Origin of the sequence: Paraburkholderia sp. JHI869 (assembly GCF_038900775.1) — a bacterium.
Taxonomy (GTDB): domain Bacteria; phylum Pseudomonadota; class Gammaproteobacteria; order Burkholderiales; family Burkholderiaceae; genus Paraburkholderia.
Map to the genome: position 1 here is coordinate 1 of NZ_JAYMSC010000031.1, position 17,880 is coordinate 17,880.

At 60.7% G+C, this 17,880-nt stretch carries 13 protein-coding genes and 1 pseudogene; 5 read left to right on the plus strand and 9 right to left on the minus strand.

The window, feature by feature from the left end; genetic code table 11:
- Positions 1-469 precede the first annotated feature (469 nt).
- From VSR72_RS34905 to VSR72_RS34930, 6 genes and pseudogenes are all read right to left on the minus strand, one after another.
- Positions 470-1,400 (minus strand): IS5 family transposase gene (locus VSR72_RS34905; protein WP_342956817.1). Its coding sequence is split into 2 segments (ribosomal slippage): positions 470-724 and positions 726-1,400, totalling 930 coding nucleotides; the frame shifts between segments, so codons are not numbered across the junction.
- A gap of 741 nt (positions 1,401-2,141) precedes the next feature.
- Complete coding sequence (locus VSR72_RS34910; protein ID WP_342956818.1) at positions 2,142-7,583, minus strand: AAA family ATPase; 5,442 nt, start codon at positions 7,581-7,583, stop codon at positions 2,142-2,144.
- A gap of 15 nt (positions 7,584-7,598) precedes the next feature.
- On the minus strand, positions 7,599-8,399 hold the full coding sequence (locus VSR72_RS34915) for an IS5 family transposase (RefSeq protein ID WP_342956819.1): 801 nt from the start codon (positions 8,397-8,399) through the stop codon (positions 7,599-7,601).
- A gap of 379 nt (positions 8,400-8,778) precedes the next feature.
- Positions 8,779-8,994, minus strand: a complete 216-nt coding sequence (locus VSR72_RS34920) for a hypothetical protein (RefSeq protein WP_342956820.1) — start codon at positions 8,992-8,994, stop codon at positions 8,779-8,781.
- Between the two features lie 894 nt (positions 8,995-9,888).
- A complete protein-coding gene (locus VSR72_RS34925; protein WP_342956821.1) occupies positions 9,889-10,266 on the minus strand; it encodes a DUF3564 family protein in 378 nt (125 codons plus the stop codon).
- 57 nt (positions 10,267-10,323) lie between these two features.
- A pseudogene (locus tag VSR72_RS34930) lies at positions 10,324-10,774 on the minus strand (cupin).
- A gap of 328 nt (positions 10,775-11,102) precedes the next feature.
- On the opposite strand from VSR72_RS34930, the gene VSR72_RS34935 reads away from it, so the two are divergent.
- Both VSR72_RS34935 and VSR72_RS34940 read left to right on the plus strand, forming a co-directional pair.
- On the plus strand, positions 11,103-11,270 hold the full coding sequence (locus tag VSR72_RS34935; RefSeq protein WP_342956822.1) for a hypothetical protein: 168 nt from the start codon (positions 11,103-11,105) through the stop codon (positions 11,268-11,270).
- A complete protein-coding gene (locus VSR72_RS34940) occupies positions 11,267-11,485 on the plus strand; it encodes a hypothetical protein (protein ID WP_342956823.1) in 219 nt (72 codons plus the stop codon). Before VSR72_RS34935 ends, VSR72_RS34940 begins: the two co-directional genes overlap by 4 nt.
- 405 nt (positions 11,486-11,890) lie before the next feature.
- Here the strand turns inward: VSR72_RS34940 and VSR72_RS34945 are convergent, their stop codons facing one another.
- Positions 11,891-12,613 carry an IS6 family transposase gene (locus tag VSR72_RS34945; RefSeq protein WP_342956824.1) on the minus strand — a complete coding sequence of 241 codons (723 nt, stop codon included), beginning with the start codon at positions 12,611-12,613 and terminating at the stop codon, positions 11,891-11,893.
- Positions 12,614-12,674: 61 nt separating this feature from the next.
- On the opposite strand from VSR72_RS34945, the gene VSR72_RS34950 reads away from it, so the two are divergent.
- Positions 12,675-12,839, plus strand: coding sequence for a hypothetical protein (locus tag VSR72_RS34950; RefSeq protein WP_342956825.1), 165 nt, complete (start codon positions 12,675-12,677; stop codon positions 12,837-12,839).
- Positions 12,840-13,110: 271 nt separating this feature from the next.
- Here the strand turns inward: VSR72_RS34950 and VSR72_RS34955 are convergent, their stop codons facing one another.
- Together VSR72_RS34955 and VSR72_RS34960 are read right to left on the minus strand one after the other, a co-directional pair.
- On the minus strand, positions 13,111-13,422 hold the full coding sequence (locus VSR72_RS34955; protein WP_342956826.1) for a hypothetical protein: 312 nt from the start codon (positions 13,420-13,422) through the stop codon (positions 13,111-13,113).
- Between the two features lie 25 nt (positions 13,423-13,447).
- On the minus strand, positions 13,448-13,630 hold the full coding sequence (locus VSR72_RS34960) for a hypothetical protein (RefSeq protein WP_342956827.1): 183 nt from the start codon (positions 13,628-13,630) through the stop codon (positions 13,448-13,450).
- Positions 13,631-14,193: 563 nt separating this feature from the next.
- Between VSR72_RS34960 and VSR72_RS34965 the strand changes: the two genes are divergently transcribed.
- Together VSR72_RS34965 and VSR72_RS34970 are read left to right on the plus strand one after the other, a co-directional pair.
- A complete protein-coding gene (locus tag VSR72_RS34965) occupies positions 14,194-16,422 on the plus strand; it encodes a LamG-like jellyroll fold domain-containing protein (protein ID WP_342956828.1) in 2,229 nt (742 codons plus the stop codon).
- A 202-nt stretch (positions 16,423-16,624) separates the two neighbouring features.
- Positions 16,625-17,866, plus strand: a complete 1,242-nt coding sequence (locus VSR72_RS34970; protein ID WP_342956829.1) for a glycosyl hydrolase family 28 protein — start codon at positions 16,625-16,627, stop codon at positions 17,864-17,866.
- The last annotated feature ends 14 nt before the right edge of the window (positions 17,867-17,880 follow it).

The following is a 17,880-nucleotide window of genomic DNA, read 5'->3' on the forward strand; positions in this document are numbered from 1 at the left end:
ACATCGTCGCTTTCTACAATCCGGTGCGCTTGCACTCCACGCTGGGCTATCTGTCGCCCGCCGCTTACGAGGCGAATCCGATAGCAAAAGAACCTATCTGCCTGTCCGAAATTAGTTGACCACTACAGGTATCGGCCCGGGCATGTGCTCCCTGGCCTGAAGACAGCCCGCGCAGAGCCGAACTTTGACGGTCTGCTAGCCACCTGGGGCATCTCAAGTCATCCCCCCGGCATTCCTACGTCCAGCTCCCGCAGGATTGAATTTGGTGACTAAGAACCCTTAACAAAATGAACGAAGGGGCTGTTATCCCTCGAAGAGTGCTGTTAAGGAAGGTCTGCATAACCCGTTTTTGGCGCGCAGGCCTTCTGGCTTTTTACGATGTCAGCGGTAGGAATGTCTGGAGGCATCTGCTTTTTTGCGCCGCTCAAGGCGCTGCCCGCTGAAGCTTGCGGGTCCAGCTCCGGGTCTTTCAAGCTCTCCGCAAAGCTCTACGCGCCATCCACAGATTGCACAGCGCAAACAACGTCGTGATTTGGCCTGTGTTCTTCACCAAACCACGATATCGGGTCTTCGTGTAGGCAAACTGCCGCTTGAGTACGCGGAACGGGTGTTCGACCTTGGCGCGGACGCCGGCCTTCAGCCGCTCAATCTGATCGTATATTGCGTCCACACGATCACTGAGATCCAGTTTTCTGCGCTTGCCTGGCCTCATCGCGACATGTTCAGCGTACCGCGTCATGCTCGCAACGCTTTTCGATCCCCTGATATCCAGCGTCAGCGTATACGTCTGTTTCCTCGCCGTGCAACAACGCTTCGGCCGCTGTGCCTATAACGGTGTGTACCAGGCCAGATTCAGCGTCCACACCGATGTGCGCTTTCATTCCGAAGTACCAGTTTCCGCCTTTCTGGGTCTGACGCATTTCGGGATCGCGCTTTCCGGAGTTGTTCTTCGTCGAACTCGGCGCCGGAATCAACGTGGCATCGACCACCGAACCGGTCTTGAGCATCAAGCCTTTCTCCACCAGGATCTCGGCGACCAGTGCGAGCATTTGCGCAGCCAGCCCGTGTGCCTCAAGCAGGTGACGGAACCGCAGAATCGTGCTCTCGTCGGGCAAACGCGCCATCCCGCCGTCAAGCCCTGCGAAGTCACGATACAGCGGTACGTCATATAGCGCTTCTTCCATCGCTGGATCGGACAGACCGAACCACTGCTGCATAAAATGAATTTGCAACATCGTCGCGATCGGAAATGGTGGCCGACCAGTCTTGCCCGTCGGATAGTGCGGTTCGATCAGCGCAATGAGCCTCGACCAAGGCACAACCCGCCGCATCTCATCGAGAAACTCTCGCTTACGCGTGCGCTTCGTTGTCAGATCCAGACCGAGTCCAAGTTGCGCCATCGAGGCCTCCTCAACTTACGCCTTCTTCCCAGGATAGCTCACGGGAAGCTCAATGCCAGGCCTTTTGCAGACCTTCCCTAACACCTCTAAAGGCGAACGTGGTCTGTCGGCTACTCTGACGAGGGTCCCGGTCGCACAAGCCCCCATTGCCAATGGCGGGACGGGAACACATGACGAAGAGATGCGAGGTGACCTTTCGCTTTCCACAACAGCCCAACGGGGACAGGCGGGACCTCTGGCCGTTCTATCTCACACGCAGACAACGCCAGTGGCTTGCATCGGTGCGCGAGCAGTGGGGAGAAAACTGCGTCGTCCAGATTGCAAACGGCGAAGCGCGAATTATCGCCGAAAATGGCGAGCTTGCGTTTTGCAGTGCATACGTCGTGGAAAGCAAAGCAATTTCGCGAAAACCAGGCCTTGCCTCCCTCCACCGTACCGAATGGGCGCCTTGATTGCCCACAGGTTCGCTGCGACCGGGGGCAGCGCGCGGGTACCCGATTGAAGCAGGAGCGTCTGCGCGGCCGGGTTCGGGTTCGGCTCATCGGTTGCGGCCGACACTTCGATCAAGACGACTTTGCCGTTGGCCTGACACCGGAGACGTCCGCGACGGGCGACTCGCGCGCCCGGCCACGACGGCGGGCGTGCGGGGGGGGGAGTGCCCGTGCGACCGTGTGGACATGGCCGCTCCGGGTTGTCGGTCGTGGAAGGGTGGATGTCGAATACGCGTCCACGATGCCGTAGCTATGTCGATGCGGCCGGATGGTCCGGAAGTTTCACCTTGATTGTCGTGCCGGCTCCCGGCGAACTGATAACGTTGATCTGACCGCGCAACATCAGAACGCGTTCTTCCATGCCCGCGAGTCCGAATGAACCTTTTTTGGCCGCCTGAACATCGAATCCTCGACCGTCGTCGCGCACTTCGAGCAGGCAGCAGTCCACTGTCCGCTCCAGCATGATGACCACATGGGGCGCCGCTGCGTGGCGGGCGACATTGGTCAGCGCTTCCTGAACGAGGCGGAACAGCACGACAGCGCAGGGCTCGCTCACGACGATATTCTCGTCGGGCAAGTGCAGGCGGCATACCGTGCGACCGTTGCGGTTGAACTCGGCCGCGAGCCACTCGAGCCCCGCTGCAATGCCGGTGTCGAGTGCCGCAGGGCGCAGCGCCGCGATGACGCCCCTGACGACCTGCATGGTTTTGTCCACCAGCGCAATCAGCGCCTGCGTCTGCTCGACCAGTTCCGGGCGATCGTTGCCCAGTTGCATACGTAATGCCGACGCCTGCAGGCGAAGCGCGGTGAGGTGCTGTCCAAGTTCGTCGTGCATTTCTCGCGCGATGTGCTTGCGCTCTTCCTCGCGAGCCATTTCGCGATGTGACGTGAGTTCCCGCAGCATCTCATAGGACTCGCGCAGGCGGCGCTCCGCCTCCTTGAGCACCGTCAGATCGATCACGAACGCGACGCCTTCGTTCCCACTGCCGTCGAATGCCGCGCGGCCGACCAGGACGGGCACACGACTGCCATCCTTCCTGAAGTATTCTTTTTCGATCGGCTGAATGCCTCCCTGGTGCCCGATCTGCGCGAGAGCCCGTTCGCTGCTTTCGCGCCACTCCACCGGGGTCAGGTCTCGCCAGGGCAGACGACCCGAAACAAGATCCTCGCGGTCATATCCCACCATGCGCAGGAATGCCTCATTGGCCTCAAGGATGTCGCCCTCTGCGTTCCACACAATGATGCCGATGATATTAGCGTCGACAAGTCGCCGGATCCGGGCCTCGCGCTCCTTCAGGTCGCGGTACAGTCGGGTATTCTCGATCGAGGTTGCCGCTTGCGACGCGAGCAGCCGCAGCACACCAATTCGCGCTGGCGAGAAGGCACGGGTGACCAAGTTGTTTTCGAGGTACAGGGCGCCGATAAGCCTGGCCTGATTCGTCAGGGGCAGACACACAATTGAGCGGGCTCGATGCTGGAGGATGTAGGCATCCGCAGCGAACGCGGACGAGCGTGTGGCATCGTCGAGAATGACGCTCTGGCCCGTTCGCAACACATGATAGAGGACCGACTTGGGTATCACGGTGGGGTTCGCGGGGTCATCGCGTAGTTGCACGCGGAGTGTGTCCCCCTCGATTTTGGCTTCCGCGGCTATCCTTTGTCCGCCCGCGTCTGGAAGAATCAGCAATCCTCGCTCGGCGCCCGCCTGTTCGATCGCAGTGCGCATGACCATATCAATCAGCTTGTCCAGGACGATCTCTCCGGAAACGGCCTGCGACACCTTGATGACAGTAGCAAGGTCGAGGTGTTCAACGGGGGTGCCGATTGTGCTGCCCGGGCCGGGCGCTCGCTCTTCGTCCCCGAGAAGCGGATACAGCGCCTCAAGTTGGCGCACCTTGCCTTCGGCACCCCAGCGTTGGTAGCCCCGGCATGCGTCCCGCAAATACACGCGGGCAATCCTGTCGAAGCCGCGCGCCGCGTAGAAGCCTGACGCGAGTTCATTGGCAAGTGCTTCGTTGTGTACGAAGCCATGTGTACGCGCCGAGCGCATGGCCTCTTCGTAGAGACGCATTGCTTCGACATCGCAGCCGTTCAGGCGAGCCAACTCGGCGCCCACCAGCGCCGCACGGTTTGCAAAATTCTCCGGACAGTTCTCAGCCCAGATCTCCAACTGCCGGCGATGTGCGGCGATCGCGTCGTGGTGCTGCTGTCGCTCCGCGGCCGGGGCACGGTCGCAATGTGCGGCCCGTGCCAGTGCACCGAAGAAATGGTATTCGCTTTCCTCCAGGTGCGATGAAGAACTCCACAGCAGCTGCTGCGCCATCAACGCCGCGTTGATGGCGGCTACATGGTCGCCTGCAAGGAATCGTCCCTGCAGTTTCCGGATCCAGTACCAGCACGCGGCCGTCGCGAGCGCGGGGTTGCCGGACAAATGCTGTTCCATACGAAGTTCGTTAAATTCGTCGTAGTCGAAGTGACCGAATTTCAGCGTCGAGCCCCTGAGCATCCGGATTAGCGCGAGTTGCGTAGTGATGTTATCTACGACAAGACCGAAACGCGCCTTGCTGGCGAACGCGAGGCCCTGTTCGGCTTCGCGCTCGACCTCGATCAATGGTGCACCGGCGAAAAGCAGGTCTGATACGATATGGCAGCGCGTATAGGCGCCAGACGGGATGTCCCCGATCCGGCTCGCTGCTTCGAATGCGCGGCGCAGCACCTCGCTACTAACGCACACATGTTTTGTCCAGCGCACGACATACAGGGCGAAGCAGAGATATGTCACCGCCTCGAAGCGTTTGAGCCCACGGCGCTCGACCAGATCGAAGCCAAGCTGGCCGAACTGGATTCCGGCGTGGTAATCGCCAAAGCGTGGTCCTGCAATCCGCGGGAACATGACATACGCAAAACACGACGCATCGCAGTTGCCATGCTCCAGGCTAAGGCTGATCACCTTGCATATGGCCAGGGAAGCCAAGTTCGCGTCAAAGAACCAGGCCGGCCTCTGGAGCTTGCTCAGCACGTTGGCGGTCGCGAGAGACGGCAGGTCCTTCATCAGAGGCAGATCGATGAGTGTCCCGATCGTCCTGCCGCCAAGCCGTGACCGGATACTTTCGTACTCCTGTTGTACGTCGCTCTCTTCCGGATGCGCTAACCAGTCGATACCAACGTGCCGGAGATGCTCGAGACAGACGTCGACTGCGCGACCACTTTGGTCGAGGGTCAGGTAGACATCCATTTGCAGACACGTGACCTGCGCCTGTTCGACCGTGGTCCTGGCACGGCTTGATAGCTCGGCTAGTCGCTCTTGCGCGACCGATAACCGGCCGGTGAGGAATTCGCATTCGGCAAGGTTCAACTGCAGTGCAAAGATCAGATCGCGCCTGCGTTCCCAACAATCGTCCCGCATGAGGTCCGCACCGGCGCTCAGATAGGTGAGCGCCGATGCGTAGGCTGTTGACGCCTTCGCCCGCTGGCCGGCGCTCAGGTTGAACCCGGCCAGCTGCTCACGCTCTTGCCGGGAGGTCACCAGCGCTGCGCCACGGTTCAGTTGTGTAACGATCTCGAAGATTGCCGCTTCACGTTTGTCAGCGGGCGTTAGCGCCGCAAGCAGCCGTCCGATACGCAGGTGGACGCCGGCGCGCGAGTGCTCCGGGATCAATGAATACGCCGCTTCCTGTACGCGGTCGTGTGCGAACCGGTAGGCAAGTTCCAGTTGCTCGACCAGCCCTTGATCAACCGCTGGCTGCAGTAGCGCCCGGACCGCCTGCCTGGAGACCCCCAAAACCTTCGGTAACATCGCGACGGGGGCGGCGTTGCCAAGGCAGGCGAGCTGTTGCAACGCGCGCTGGGTTTCGATGGGCAAGCGTGCGAGCTTCGCGACCATCAGGTCCACCACGTTGTCGGTATATCCCTTGCTGTGAATGCTGGGCAGATCCCAGCGCCAGCAGGTCGCGTCATGGTCGAAGGTGACCAGATCAACATCAGCAAGCGTGTGCACGAACTGGATCACAAAAAACGGATTGCCGGCCGTTTTCTCATGCACGAGCGCGGCAAGCGGTGCGGCGCGTTCACGCTCGCAGCAAAGTGTTTCGGCAATCAGTTGCTCCACATGCTCGCGGGCGAGCGGCTCAAGGGCAATTTCGTCGAGCCTTGCGCCTGTGGTCCTGATGGTTTGAAGTCTGCGCATTAGTGGATGCTCAGCATCAACTTCATTTGCGCGGTAGGCGCCGATCAGCATCAGGTATTGCTGGTCTGGCCGGGTAAGGAGATCTTCCAGCAGGTCGAGCGTCGCGGCGTCGAGCCATTGCAGGTCATCGAGAAACAGGGCCAGCGGATGTTCATGTTGGGCGAAGACGCCGATGAAGCGCCGGAAAACGAGCTGGAAGCGGCGTCGCTCCTCGTGAGGTTCGAGTTCCGGGACGGGTGGCGGATCGCCGATGATGAGCTTCAGTTCCGGGATCAGTTCGGTCATAAGGCGCGCATTCGGCCCTAGTGCCCCGATCAACGTGTCGCGCCAAATTGCCAGTTCCCTGTCGTGCTTGCCAAGGAGCGGTCGCACCAGCCCCTGAAAGGCTTGCACCAGTGTCGAGTAGGGTATGTCGCGTTTGTACTGGTCGAACTTGCCCGACGCGAACAGCCCCCGCGGCGGTACAAGCGCCCTGTGCAATTGGTTGACGACTGCGGACTTGCCGATGCCGGAATAGCCGGACACCAGCACCAGCCCAGGCGTGCCGCTCGTGACGACGCGCTCGAACGCAGCGACCATGGCCTCTATCGCGCGCTCGCGCCCGTAAAGCTTCTCGGGGATGCGAAGCTTGTCGGATGTGTCACGTTCACCCAGCACGAAGGCATCGATGTGGTGCTGGCGCTGCCAATCGGACAGGCAACGCCGCAGATCATGCTCGACACCGGCCGCAGTCTGATAGCGTTCCTCGGGAGTCTTGGCGAGCAGCTTCATGACAAGTTCCGAGACGACAGGCGGCACACTTGCTACCCGCGCGCCGGGCGGTACCGGGTTGCGTGCAACATGGCAATGTACCCACTCCATCGGGTCGGCCGCGGTGAACGGCAGGGTCCCTGTGAGCATCTGATAGAGCGTGACTCCGAATGCGTAGAGGTCGCTGCGCGAATCGATCGAGCGGTTCATCCGCCCAGTCTGCTCGGGCGCCATATAGGCGAGGGTACCGACGATCGTTTCCGGCGGTTCCGGCGATTGCCGTTCATACGTGCGTCGAGAGGCGCTGCCAAAGCCAGTGAGCCGCACGTGGCCGTCGACGCAGTCCACCAGAATATGCGCGGGTTTGATGTCCTTATGCACGAGGCCGTGCTGATGGACTTTACCCAGCGCCGCTGCAATGCCCACAGCGAGGGACAACACATGTCCCACCTCGCGAGGTCCGCCGATTTGCCGTTCGAGCAGTTCGCCAAGCGGATCCTCGAGCACTAATACCATCCGTGCGTCATCGCGCACCAGCTTCAAAGGGCGCGCTGCCCACTGACTGTTGAGTACGTCCTTCAGCGCGAACTCGTGAGCGAGGCGTTCGAGAAGGGTGGTTGAGGGATGTTCGTCGGCGGGACGTACTACCAGCACACTGCCGGTGCTGCCGGCGGGCTGGACCCGGTAGAGCGTGAACTCACCATCCTCCCGCAGTATGCTGGCGCGATTTACGTCGGTACCGTTTAGGGAGTTCATCTGACGTAGAGCGTGTTAGGTACTTTGCATAATTGGTCCGGCATGAACGAGCATGAGCATGGCGAAGACGACAAAGTGCAGCCCCGCCAAAGTTTCGGGCAAGCGTTCATAATCGCGCGCCAGACGCCTGAATCGGTTGAGCCAGCCGAAGCTGCGCTCGACCACCCAGCGGCGGGGCAACAGCACGAAACCTTTCTTCGCTTCGGGCAGTTTGATGACATGCAGCTCAATGCCTTCCTCACGCGCGCCCTGCGCAGCGTTGTCGCCCGTATAGCCCTGGCCAGCGAACGCGAGTTTCACCGTCTGACCGGTTGCATGCTGAACCTGCCGCGCGAGTTCAGCCACCTGCGCACGCTCTTGCTCGTTGGCCGGCGTGATGTGAACAGCGAGCAAGAGGCCCAGTGTATCGACTGCCATATGAACCTTGCTACCTCGTTTGCGCTTATGCCCGTCGTAACCCGCACGCGGGCTACTTTCGCACGTGGACTGCAGCGTGCGTCCATCCAGAATGACCGCGCTGGGCTGTCCCTGACGCTGTTGCGCGACGCGCAGCACAGAATCACTGACCATCGCCTCGAAGCAACCCGCGTTCAGCCAGCGTTGTGTTTGCTGGTACGCCAGTTCCCACGGCGGAAAGTTTGTCGGGAGCATGCGCCAGGAGGCTCCAGCTCGCGCCATCCAGCGCAGCGCGTTGAACATTTCACGCAGTTCGTATCGGCGCTGTGGCACGTCTTCGCTCATCAAGGTCAGGTACGGAGCGGCGAAACTCCATTCCTCATCCGAGACATCTGTCGGGTAGGGCTTGCGTTCTTTCATGCCGCCAGGTTACCAGGTCCGGCGCAAAGTGCCTAACACGCTCTAGTTTATCGTCGCGCTCGTGCCCGTCAATCAAGAGAGGCAACTCATTCGTCTGCTCATACAGCGGCGGACGTGCCCTTCAAGCGCACTACACGGCAACATCTGTGGAGTCAGCAACGCGTGTAGAGCCAAGCGTTCTTCTCTACAACCTCCTGAAGTTGGCCGTGCTGGAGCCGAATCAGTACTTTCATGTATTGGCTAGCTAGCCCATGTGGCGCGGCCTTGGTCGATACAGCCGTCCCTTCCAACGGCGGAACCTGAAGGGGCTCGATGAGGGCTATCGACTACGTCGCCGCCGGCCCCGGTATCAAGTCGTTCACGTCTACGGCAATACTTATCATTTCTTTGGGGCTGCATGGTCATTGGCCGCAACGATGCAGGAAGCGCCGACTTCGACCTCCGGGTCTTCGTCGTAGTGGTCCATTTCGGCACGGACGATATACGTGGTGTTTTTCGGCACCACGAAGGTCTCGATCTCGTCGTAGTCGATCCCAGGCTCCATCACATAGCCGCCTGAGAATCCTGACACGATGATTCGCGCGGGATATTGCACGGGTATTTGGAAGGATCTAGATCCCGACATTGACATGCCGAAAATTAGGGCTGATGAAGCGGCGGAGTATCGTACGGGAGCGGAAATGAAGTTTCCGAGGTTTAAGGTCAGTACTGATCAGCTGAAATCGGTGCAGGGACGCGGCGACCCAAGTCGCTTGCCATTCGGACACCGCTTGCGAGTAATCGAAAGGAAGACGAGCTTCTACGAGTCAAATCGCAACACGGCGCGCTTCGCAGGCATCAAAGGACAGCTCGCAGGTCTCGGTGAAGACGCCCCGTACAGATTCCTCGCCGGCGGCACGCGTACGGAGGCGACCCTTAATTCCGCAAACGGAGCGCTCAAGGGGGCGGTGTATATAGCGATATCTCGATTGCAAAAGTCGTTTGGCAGCGTAGGGCCGCTGACCAGAGTGTGGCTCCGGTTGCGAGCGATGCAGGGGTCATCTAAGTGGGCGTGTGGGAGCTTTAAACGTGGTCGTATCTCCGTCGGTCAGGGATGAGGGTAAAAGAATTGTGCCGGCAGGACTTGCACTCTGACACCATCTTTGGTGCAATTTTTGGCGCTTGCGTTCCTCAGAGCCCCACGCTACAAGGCTTTGCTGACTAGCCGAAGGAGTGCAAGGTGCTGGTATTTAAGGTTTTTCGATCAGATCGCCAGAAATTGCACCAAAAGTACGAATACCCAGCTTGCGCCGGGGTGAGGCCGTTGTTGAGCACGATGCTCGAAAAGCCAGTTCGTGTCATCGGCAGGAGTTGGTCGATTTGGACGTCGGCATCCTTTGTCCCTAACCAGACGCGTCATTCCGGAACTGGAATAGTTCGAGCCCGCTGACACGGGCTTTCAGGGATTCACCGAAGATTCGCATGCAACGAGGCGAAGGCGCGTCCGAGGTCAGACCTCGTCCTCTGCAAACACGCTGTGCTCGGCAAGCACGGTGTCCTTGTCGACGCACTGCACATGCCAGTGCCCTGCAACGACCGATCCGCTTTCGCGTTCAGTGCTGCACCAGAGTGCCTCGCCTGATTCCCCCTCAAACGGGCCAGTTTGGGCTTCCACAGCGAGACCGTCGAGGATGAACAGGGGGCGCGCATTATGCTGGTCGCACACCAGCGTGCCGCGAGCATCGACCCGCAGCTTTCCCCAGTCGGGGAATTGGAGACCGGCATGACCTTCGCGCGACCACTTGTGGGTGTCGTTGTCGAGCCAAAGGATCGCATAGGCATTCGGGTCAAGGCGGTCGAAGGTGCCGAGATGGAGCGTGATGCGCATGATTCTCTCCGGTCGTGTTCGTGGCTTCGTGACCCGCCACAGTAATCGGCGGACATATCAACTGTACGTGCAGCGGCAAGCTTGTGCATGCGTCAGGGTGTCGCTTGCTGCCGCTTTATACTTACTTGGGCGCCGGCACGGCGCTTCCACGTCTACCGATTTGAATTCGGCAGGGCTCACGATTTCGATGTACTCCATGTCTGGCGCGTGTTCGAAACGGACGGCGCCTGATGGACGCAATCGCCCGCTTCGACGAGCGTTTCCTTGTCGGCGTACACGAAGCTCGCCCCGACTTAGAGCATGCTGACGATATGAAAATCTGCTTCATGCCGGTGCCAGCCCGCGCCCAACTTTGGCGCAAGATTTGCCCTAATACGTTGCGCGACCACCTTGTGCCCCTGACGATTTCCAGATCACGAGAGACAAAGAAATCGCGCAGCCCACCGCGCGTGAGTGACGTGTCCTGCGGCTTGACGTGAGAAAAACCAGCGGTGAGTCCGGTTTGCATGACAGGTCTCCCGAGTGCGATGGAAGAAGGGGCACCAGGTTTGGCAAGCACGACGTGTTCCAGCATCCTGAATTTGACTTGGCACGCGGTGGTGGCTGCCCTGTTTCCCGATTTGTGACAGACCTGGATCGACGTCAAGCTATCCATCGGCCGGCTCGCATCGACGCCAGGCTTCTGGCTGACGTACACCGTTCCTGCGAGAGCCAGCCCTCGTGGCACGTTGACTCTTATGTGATACCTGATAAAAGTGCGTGAGAGTGCCCCGGTCAACGGCGGAGTATGAGCGCAGCGTCCGCCGTCCTTGCTCGTGCAGGGCGCTTCGGGCGGCATGTCGACTGCGCTCATTCAGATGGATTGTGCTGCCGGCTTCGTGGCCACGACGCGCAATGACGAGGGTGCCGCGATCGCCGAGCGCCTCGGCGCCAACCGGATATTCCGCCACGGCGATCAGTTGCCGCGCCGCACTGATGCAGTCGTGACAACATCGGGGCCGTGACCTGGGCGGACAGCCTGAGGGCTGTCAAACGTGGCGGCGTCGTGGTGATCAACGGGGTCACGAGCCGCCCTTCCGCGGAAACCGATCTGCTGCGCATCTTTGTCGAGCAGGTCGACATACGTGGCACGATCATGGGCACTCTCGAAGAGATGAAAGCCATGGTGCCAGAAACACCAACTGGATGCCAGCGCCAGCGCGCCGGAAACGCTCGTTAAGCGCGGCGATGTCGCTGTCAGTCAGCGCGAAGTAGCGTTCGACATTGTCCCAATCGCCTGGATGATCGCCGCCGGCGTCTCGACGTTCGCTTCCGAAGGGCATGTTTGACCGCATTGGGTACTGACGCGCTCGTTATTCAGAATAGGTAGGGTGAGAGATTATTTTGGTATCCATATTGTGTCCACTGGGTTCGGTGCACTGAATGCCGTGCGCGATGGGCGATTGACATGGGGAAGGGCAGGCATGCTGACGCGAACGCTGGAAGGCGCATAACCGGAGGTGGTACCGATTGCAGCCTGGCTCGCTGGATTCAGGCAAGCTCCAGTTCCTGCCCGTCTCCGGTCAGGCGGGTTCTGTTGCAGTAACGGTGTCGGGACGAGAAATATCGATATGATAAGTATTGCTTATGACACAAGGGAGTAAAACTGCTGGGAAGCAGACGACGGGTATTTGCCCGCACATTTCATCTGTCCTTTCCTGATCATGTGCATTACCTCGATGCCGCCGCGAATGACCCTCGCACGGTGGAAGTTCTTGAATCCCAGCATCGGCCGGGTCCGGCGTTTGATAGCCCGATGGTCCTGTTCGACAATGTTGTTCAGGTACTTGATCTGACGGACCTTGATCGGCGTCTCGCAATCGGCATTCACCGCATCCAGTGCGGCCAGATTGGAGCCGCTTTTGTCGATGGTCACGGTCTCTGGCGTACCATTATGGGCGATCGCCTTTTCAAAGAACCGCCGGGCAGCGACCTTGTCCCGCCTGGCCCTGAGCAGGAAGTCGACCGTGTCGCCCGCCTTGTCCACTGCCCGGTAAAGATATTTCCACTCGCCTTTGATCTTGATATAGCTCTCGTCCATTCGCCAGCTTTTCCCAACCGGACGCTTGTGCTTGCGGAAGCTCCTTTCGAAGAGCGGCAGCAGTTTGATGACCCAGCGGTACACCGTCGAATGATCCACCGCGATACCACGCTCGTCCATCATTTCCGCAAGATTGCGCAAACTCAGCGAATAGGCCACGTACCATCGCACGCACAGCAAAATCACTTCAAGCGGGTAGTGAAGGCGCTTCAGGACCTTGGCCAGGCCCGGCGCGAGTGTGGTTCGCGGTGTCTTCGTCTTCTTCATCGCACAGCTCAAAAATTCGCTACCCAATTTTAACGTGGGCCCTACTGCAACAGAACCGGCGATGAGTGGAGAGGCCGTTCAGGCGGGCGACTTGCGGCGCATCGCGCCGACGCATCTCGAACGTATCAACCTGCGCGGAACGTTCGATTTCCCGATCGAACGCTATGCGCATCATTTGCTGCCGAGCGTCGCCGACCTGAATGCGAAGCAGCGACGGCTAGCTTGAGCCGGACCGATCTCCATCGGCGCGCCGCTACTCAAGTTCCGCCCGATGGGCGCAGGGCGAGCGGCACTTCGGCGTGCAAAAACTTCGACGAGTCGATCAAAAAGGGAAGGGGCCAGACAGGGAGACAGGAAGTGCCTGATTTGGTGAGGTATTTTAACGGGGCCGCCTCGCAAACCCGCCTCGAACTAGGATCAACCTAGCGTCGCAAAATGCACTGGAATCAAGGGTAGGCCGCCGTGCGGAGCATCATCGAACCATGGGTGACCAGCAGCTACAGCTGCTCGAGCGGGCTGCGATATCCGAGGCCTGAATGCGGCGTCGCGTTGTAGTTGGCGATCAGCGTATCCAGCAGTTCCTGCGCAGATTCGAGCGGGAACTGCGTGGCGAACGTTGAGGCCTTCGGGTCGTTGCTTCGCCTGTCTGCAGGGGAACCGCCAGTGGTAACCGAAAGCTTGTGGAACCCGCCACTGGCGAGGCGCCCGAAGGACGATTTGATGTAGGGGCGATCGTCCCTGGTGCGTCGGCAGCCGAAACTTGCGGAATCCTGTGGCTTGACGATCCGTGCAGCCTCGACGTTCCTCAACACATCTTCTACGCGTTTGCAGAAGTTAGCGCAGGCCGTCTACGCTGAATTCCTCCAGGCAGGCGCCAGTCAACTGCGGAATACGGAAGGACGGCAGGCCTGCGCCGGAAACATAGGCATCCTCACCGAACTGTAATTCGCGGGTTTCCAGGTGAAAAGTGCCGAACTGATCGCACGCAGCACGTCCTCGATCAGCACGATGCTCCACACGCGATGGATCATGCGCGGTTCGGCCCCGCCATGCGACGAGAGAGCGACACCAGCATGCGAGCATCAAGCTAGTGTGCGTCGCACTCCACGCGTTTGAACGGCAGTAGCTTGGGGACGTCGTGCACACCCCCTGCATTGTGCCTTCCTGACTGCTTCGCCGCCGCCGGCGGCCTGCCTCGCGCGATGCACAACGATAGATTTGCTTGCGTGAGCAGCGAGGCGACGCCGCAACGTACGCGAGGCCGCCGTCCGGGCCAGTACCTTGACACGGCTTCTCGATGTGTTCCTGCCGGATCCGTAGGAATTTCCCTCGCCAAGTTTCAGCCAATCCCTACACGATGCCAACATCAGGAAACAGCAATTTGTGTCGATAACACAGAAAGATATGTCTCTGCTGCACCGGTTCGCTACTCGCAGATGCAAACGTTTGCCAGCGTGGCCGATGACGTTCGCGAGCAATACAACATCTCCCGGGCACTTCCCATATTGCCGATCAAGCAGCAAGGCAACCTTCCGTCGGATAGGTTTTGTCAGCCACGGCCCCACAAACGGAATCGCGATATGGATCAAACCAAAACAGACAGTTTCACCTTGGCAATGTCGCGCCGCTCCTTCCTGCACGGCCTCGGCGCGCTTGCGCTGAGCGCATGCGGCGGGGGTGGCAGCGATGCCGTCGCGGGCCGCTCGGCCGCTGTTATGGCGGCGAGCATCAACACGGCCAGCCTGGTGCTTGGGCGAGCGGCAACCGGCCAGGCCGCCGTTGCGACGAGCGGCGCGTTCATCCATCCGGGACTCCTGCACACGCAGGCCGACTTCGACCGCATGTCACTGAAGGTCGCCGCGCAGGCGCAGCCCTGGTATGCCGGCTTTCAGGCGCTGACCGCCAACGGCCACACGCGGCTTTCCTGGTCGCCGCGGCCGGCCGCGCAGATCAATCGCGGGGGCACCGGACCACAGAACTATCCGCAGCTCTATGGCGACATCGCCGCCGCCTACGCTTGCGCGCTGTACTGGAAGGTCACCGGCGACACGGCATACGCCGACAAGGCGGTACAGATCATGAACGCGTGGTCTTCGACGCTGCAAAGTCTCGGCGGCGATACCAACGTCGACCTGGCCGCCGGCATCTATGGCTACGAGTTCGCGATCGTCGGCGAGATCATGCGCAGCTACACGGGTCTGGCCGCCACCGACCTCACGGCATTCCAGTCGATGATGTCCAACGTCTTCTATCCGATCAACATCGACTTCCTGAACCGCCACAACAACACCGACTATACGCATTACTGGGCCAACTGGGACCTGTGCAGCATGGCGTCGATCATGGCGATCGGCGTGCTCTGTGACGACCACGCGATGGTCGACGAAGCAGTCAACTACTACCTGAGCGGGCTCGGCAACGGCGCGATCGCGCAGGCGGTCTACTACCTGCACCCGGGCTACCTCGGGCAGTGGCAGGAGAGCGGGCGCGACCAGGGGCATAACAACCTGGGTATCGGGCTCTGCGGCGCCATCTGCGAGATGGCCTGGAACCAGGGCATCGATCTCTACGGCTACGACAACAACCGCTTCCTCGCTGGCGCAGAGTATGTCGCGAAGGCTAACCTCGTGCAATCCGACGGGACTTACCTCACGGTGCCGTACGAGAGCTACGCGAATGTCGACGTGGTGCAACCGGGCTTCTCGACGGCCTCGCAAGGCGATACCCGTCCCATCTGGGCGCTCGTCTACAACCACTATGTCAATCGCCAGGGGCTGGCCGCGCCGTGGTCCGAGAAGTTCGCGCTCGCGATCCAGCCGGAGGGAGGCGGCGGCAACTACGGGACGACGAGCGGCGGCTATGACCAACTCGGCTACGGCTCGCTCGTCTTCACGCGCGATCCGGTGACGCCGGCCGCCGCGCCGAGCGGCGTGACCGCCTGGCCGGCAGCGGGGCAGGTGGTGCTGTCGTGGTGGGGCGTGGCGAACGGCACGAGCTACAACGTCAAGCGCGCCGCGAAATCGGGCGGCCCGTACACGACCGTTGCGAGCGGCATCACCGACGTGCTGACCTACACGGACAGGCCGCAGGCGGGCGCATGGTACTACGTTGTCAGCGCGACGACCGCATCGGGCGAGAGCGCGAACTCGAACGAGGTTGTCGCCGTGACGGCCGTGCAGTTGCACACCTGGCTGGGCTTCGACGAGTCCGGCGGTACGACCGCGGGCGACTCGACCGGCAACGGCCATGCGGGCACACTCGTCGGCGGAGCGTCGCGCACGGCGGGCAAGTCCGGGAACGCGGTGCTGTTCGACGGCTCGAGCGGCTACGTCAGCCTACCCAACGACATCGTCGAGGACGTCTCGGATTTCACGATCGCGGCCTGGGTGTTCCGCAATGCAAGCAGCACGAAGCAATGGGAGCGCGTGTTCGATTTCGGCACGGGCACCGGCCGTTACATGATGCTTACCCCCGACAGTAGTGGTGGCACGGTGCGCTTTTCGATCACGCTCAACGGGTCTCACAACGAGCGTCAGGTCAACGGCAACGCGCCGCTGCCTAGCGGCCAATGGACACATGTAGCCGTGACGCTCTCGGGCGCGACGCTCACGCTGTACGTCAACGGCAGCCAGACCGGCCAGACGATGGACGTGGCGTTCGCGCCGTGGCGACTCGGCCCGAGCGCGCAGAACTGGATCGGACGTTCGCAGTTCGCGGCGGACCCGTACTTTAACGGAGCGATCGACGAGTTCCGCATCTATCGCGGCGCGTTACCGCCGGACCAAATCGCTACGCTCGCGCAGAGTTGATCGTTCGTGTGCGCACGGAGCCCGCGGTCGTAACGGCCACTGATGCACGCGATTGCAAGCGTTTGCGATCCACCTTCAGTTTTTCCCGAAACCTCCCGTTCATGTGGTGGACGCGCGGCTTCGTCGCGTGTCCGTCGAAGGTGAACCTGAACGGCCAATGTTCGTCTGTGTGTATTTTTTTGTTAAAAGGATGACCGTTTCAATGAAAATGAAACATAACGCCAGCCTGTTCGTCGCCGCTATCTTCCTGAGCGCGGGTTCCGCCGGCGCGCAATCGCTGGCGACCGGCGATAGCCGGTCGGTCAGCGAACCGACCTATCCCGGCGTCTGCCAGACGCTGTACGCGAATCTCTCCAGTTCGCTACGCTCGTCGCCTCCGGCTACCGACGACACGAGCCGCCTTCAGGACGCATTGAATCAGTGTGCGGGAACCGGCCAAAGCGTGGTGCTTGCGCCATCGGGTTCCAACGATGCGTTCTACACGGGCAGCCTGACGATCAAGGGCGCGAGCCTCACAATCAGCGCGGGCGCGACGCTGCTCGGCAACAACTACGCGAGCAATGCCGCCCTGCTGAAGTTTTCGGGCACCAATGCATCGTTGATGGGACCGGGAACCGTCGACGGGCGCGGCGACATCATCTCCGGAACGCCAAGGCTGGTGCAGGCCAGCAAGATTTCGAACTTCATCGTCTACAACGTCACGCTGGCGCAGGCCGCGCATCCGAATCTCTACGTGGAAGGCGGCAACGGTTTCACCGCCTGGGGCGTGTCCATCCGGACGCCCGCGACGCGCAAGAACGCCGACGGCATCGATATCGATAGCCTCACCAACGCATCGGTGATCAACTCCGACATCGAGGCCGGCGACGACGGCATCGCGATCAAGACCAACTCCGGCAACATCTCGAACGTCACCGTTGCCAATACACGGCTGCATGGCACGCACGGCCTTTCGGTGGGCGGTATCGACAAGAACACCGTGTCGAACATCCTGTTCCAGAACAACTACGTGTACGGGAACGATCTGAACGGCACGCCGTCGACCGACGCCAACGGCATCAACGTAAAGACTGGCCCGTGCGCGCTGACGGTGAAGCAGGTGAGTTACGTCAATACCTGCATGGTCGACGTGAAGCATCTGATCGTCATGGACACGAACTACAACACCTGCACGGCAGGCGGCAGCCCGTCGCTGTCGGACATCGTCGTGAACGGCGCGTATGCCACCCAATCGCTGTCGGGCGCCTACACGAAGATCGACGGGCGCAATTCGGGCTACCCGGTCAGCGCCTGGCTGGCCAACGTCAGCCTGGATGCGACCGCGCAAAGCGGCGACCAGTATGCGAATGTCGGCTTGTATAACTCGGACGCTACGCCCTCCGGAACCGGCGTGACCACGTCGAGCTTCACGACGACGGGAAGCGTGCCGAGCTGCTCGTTCTGATACCACCAAGCCGC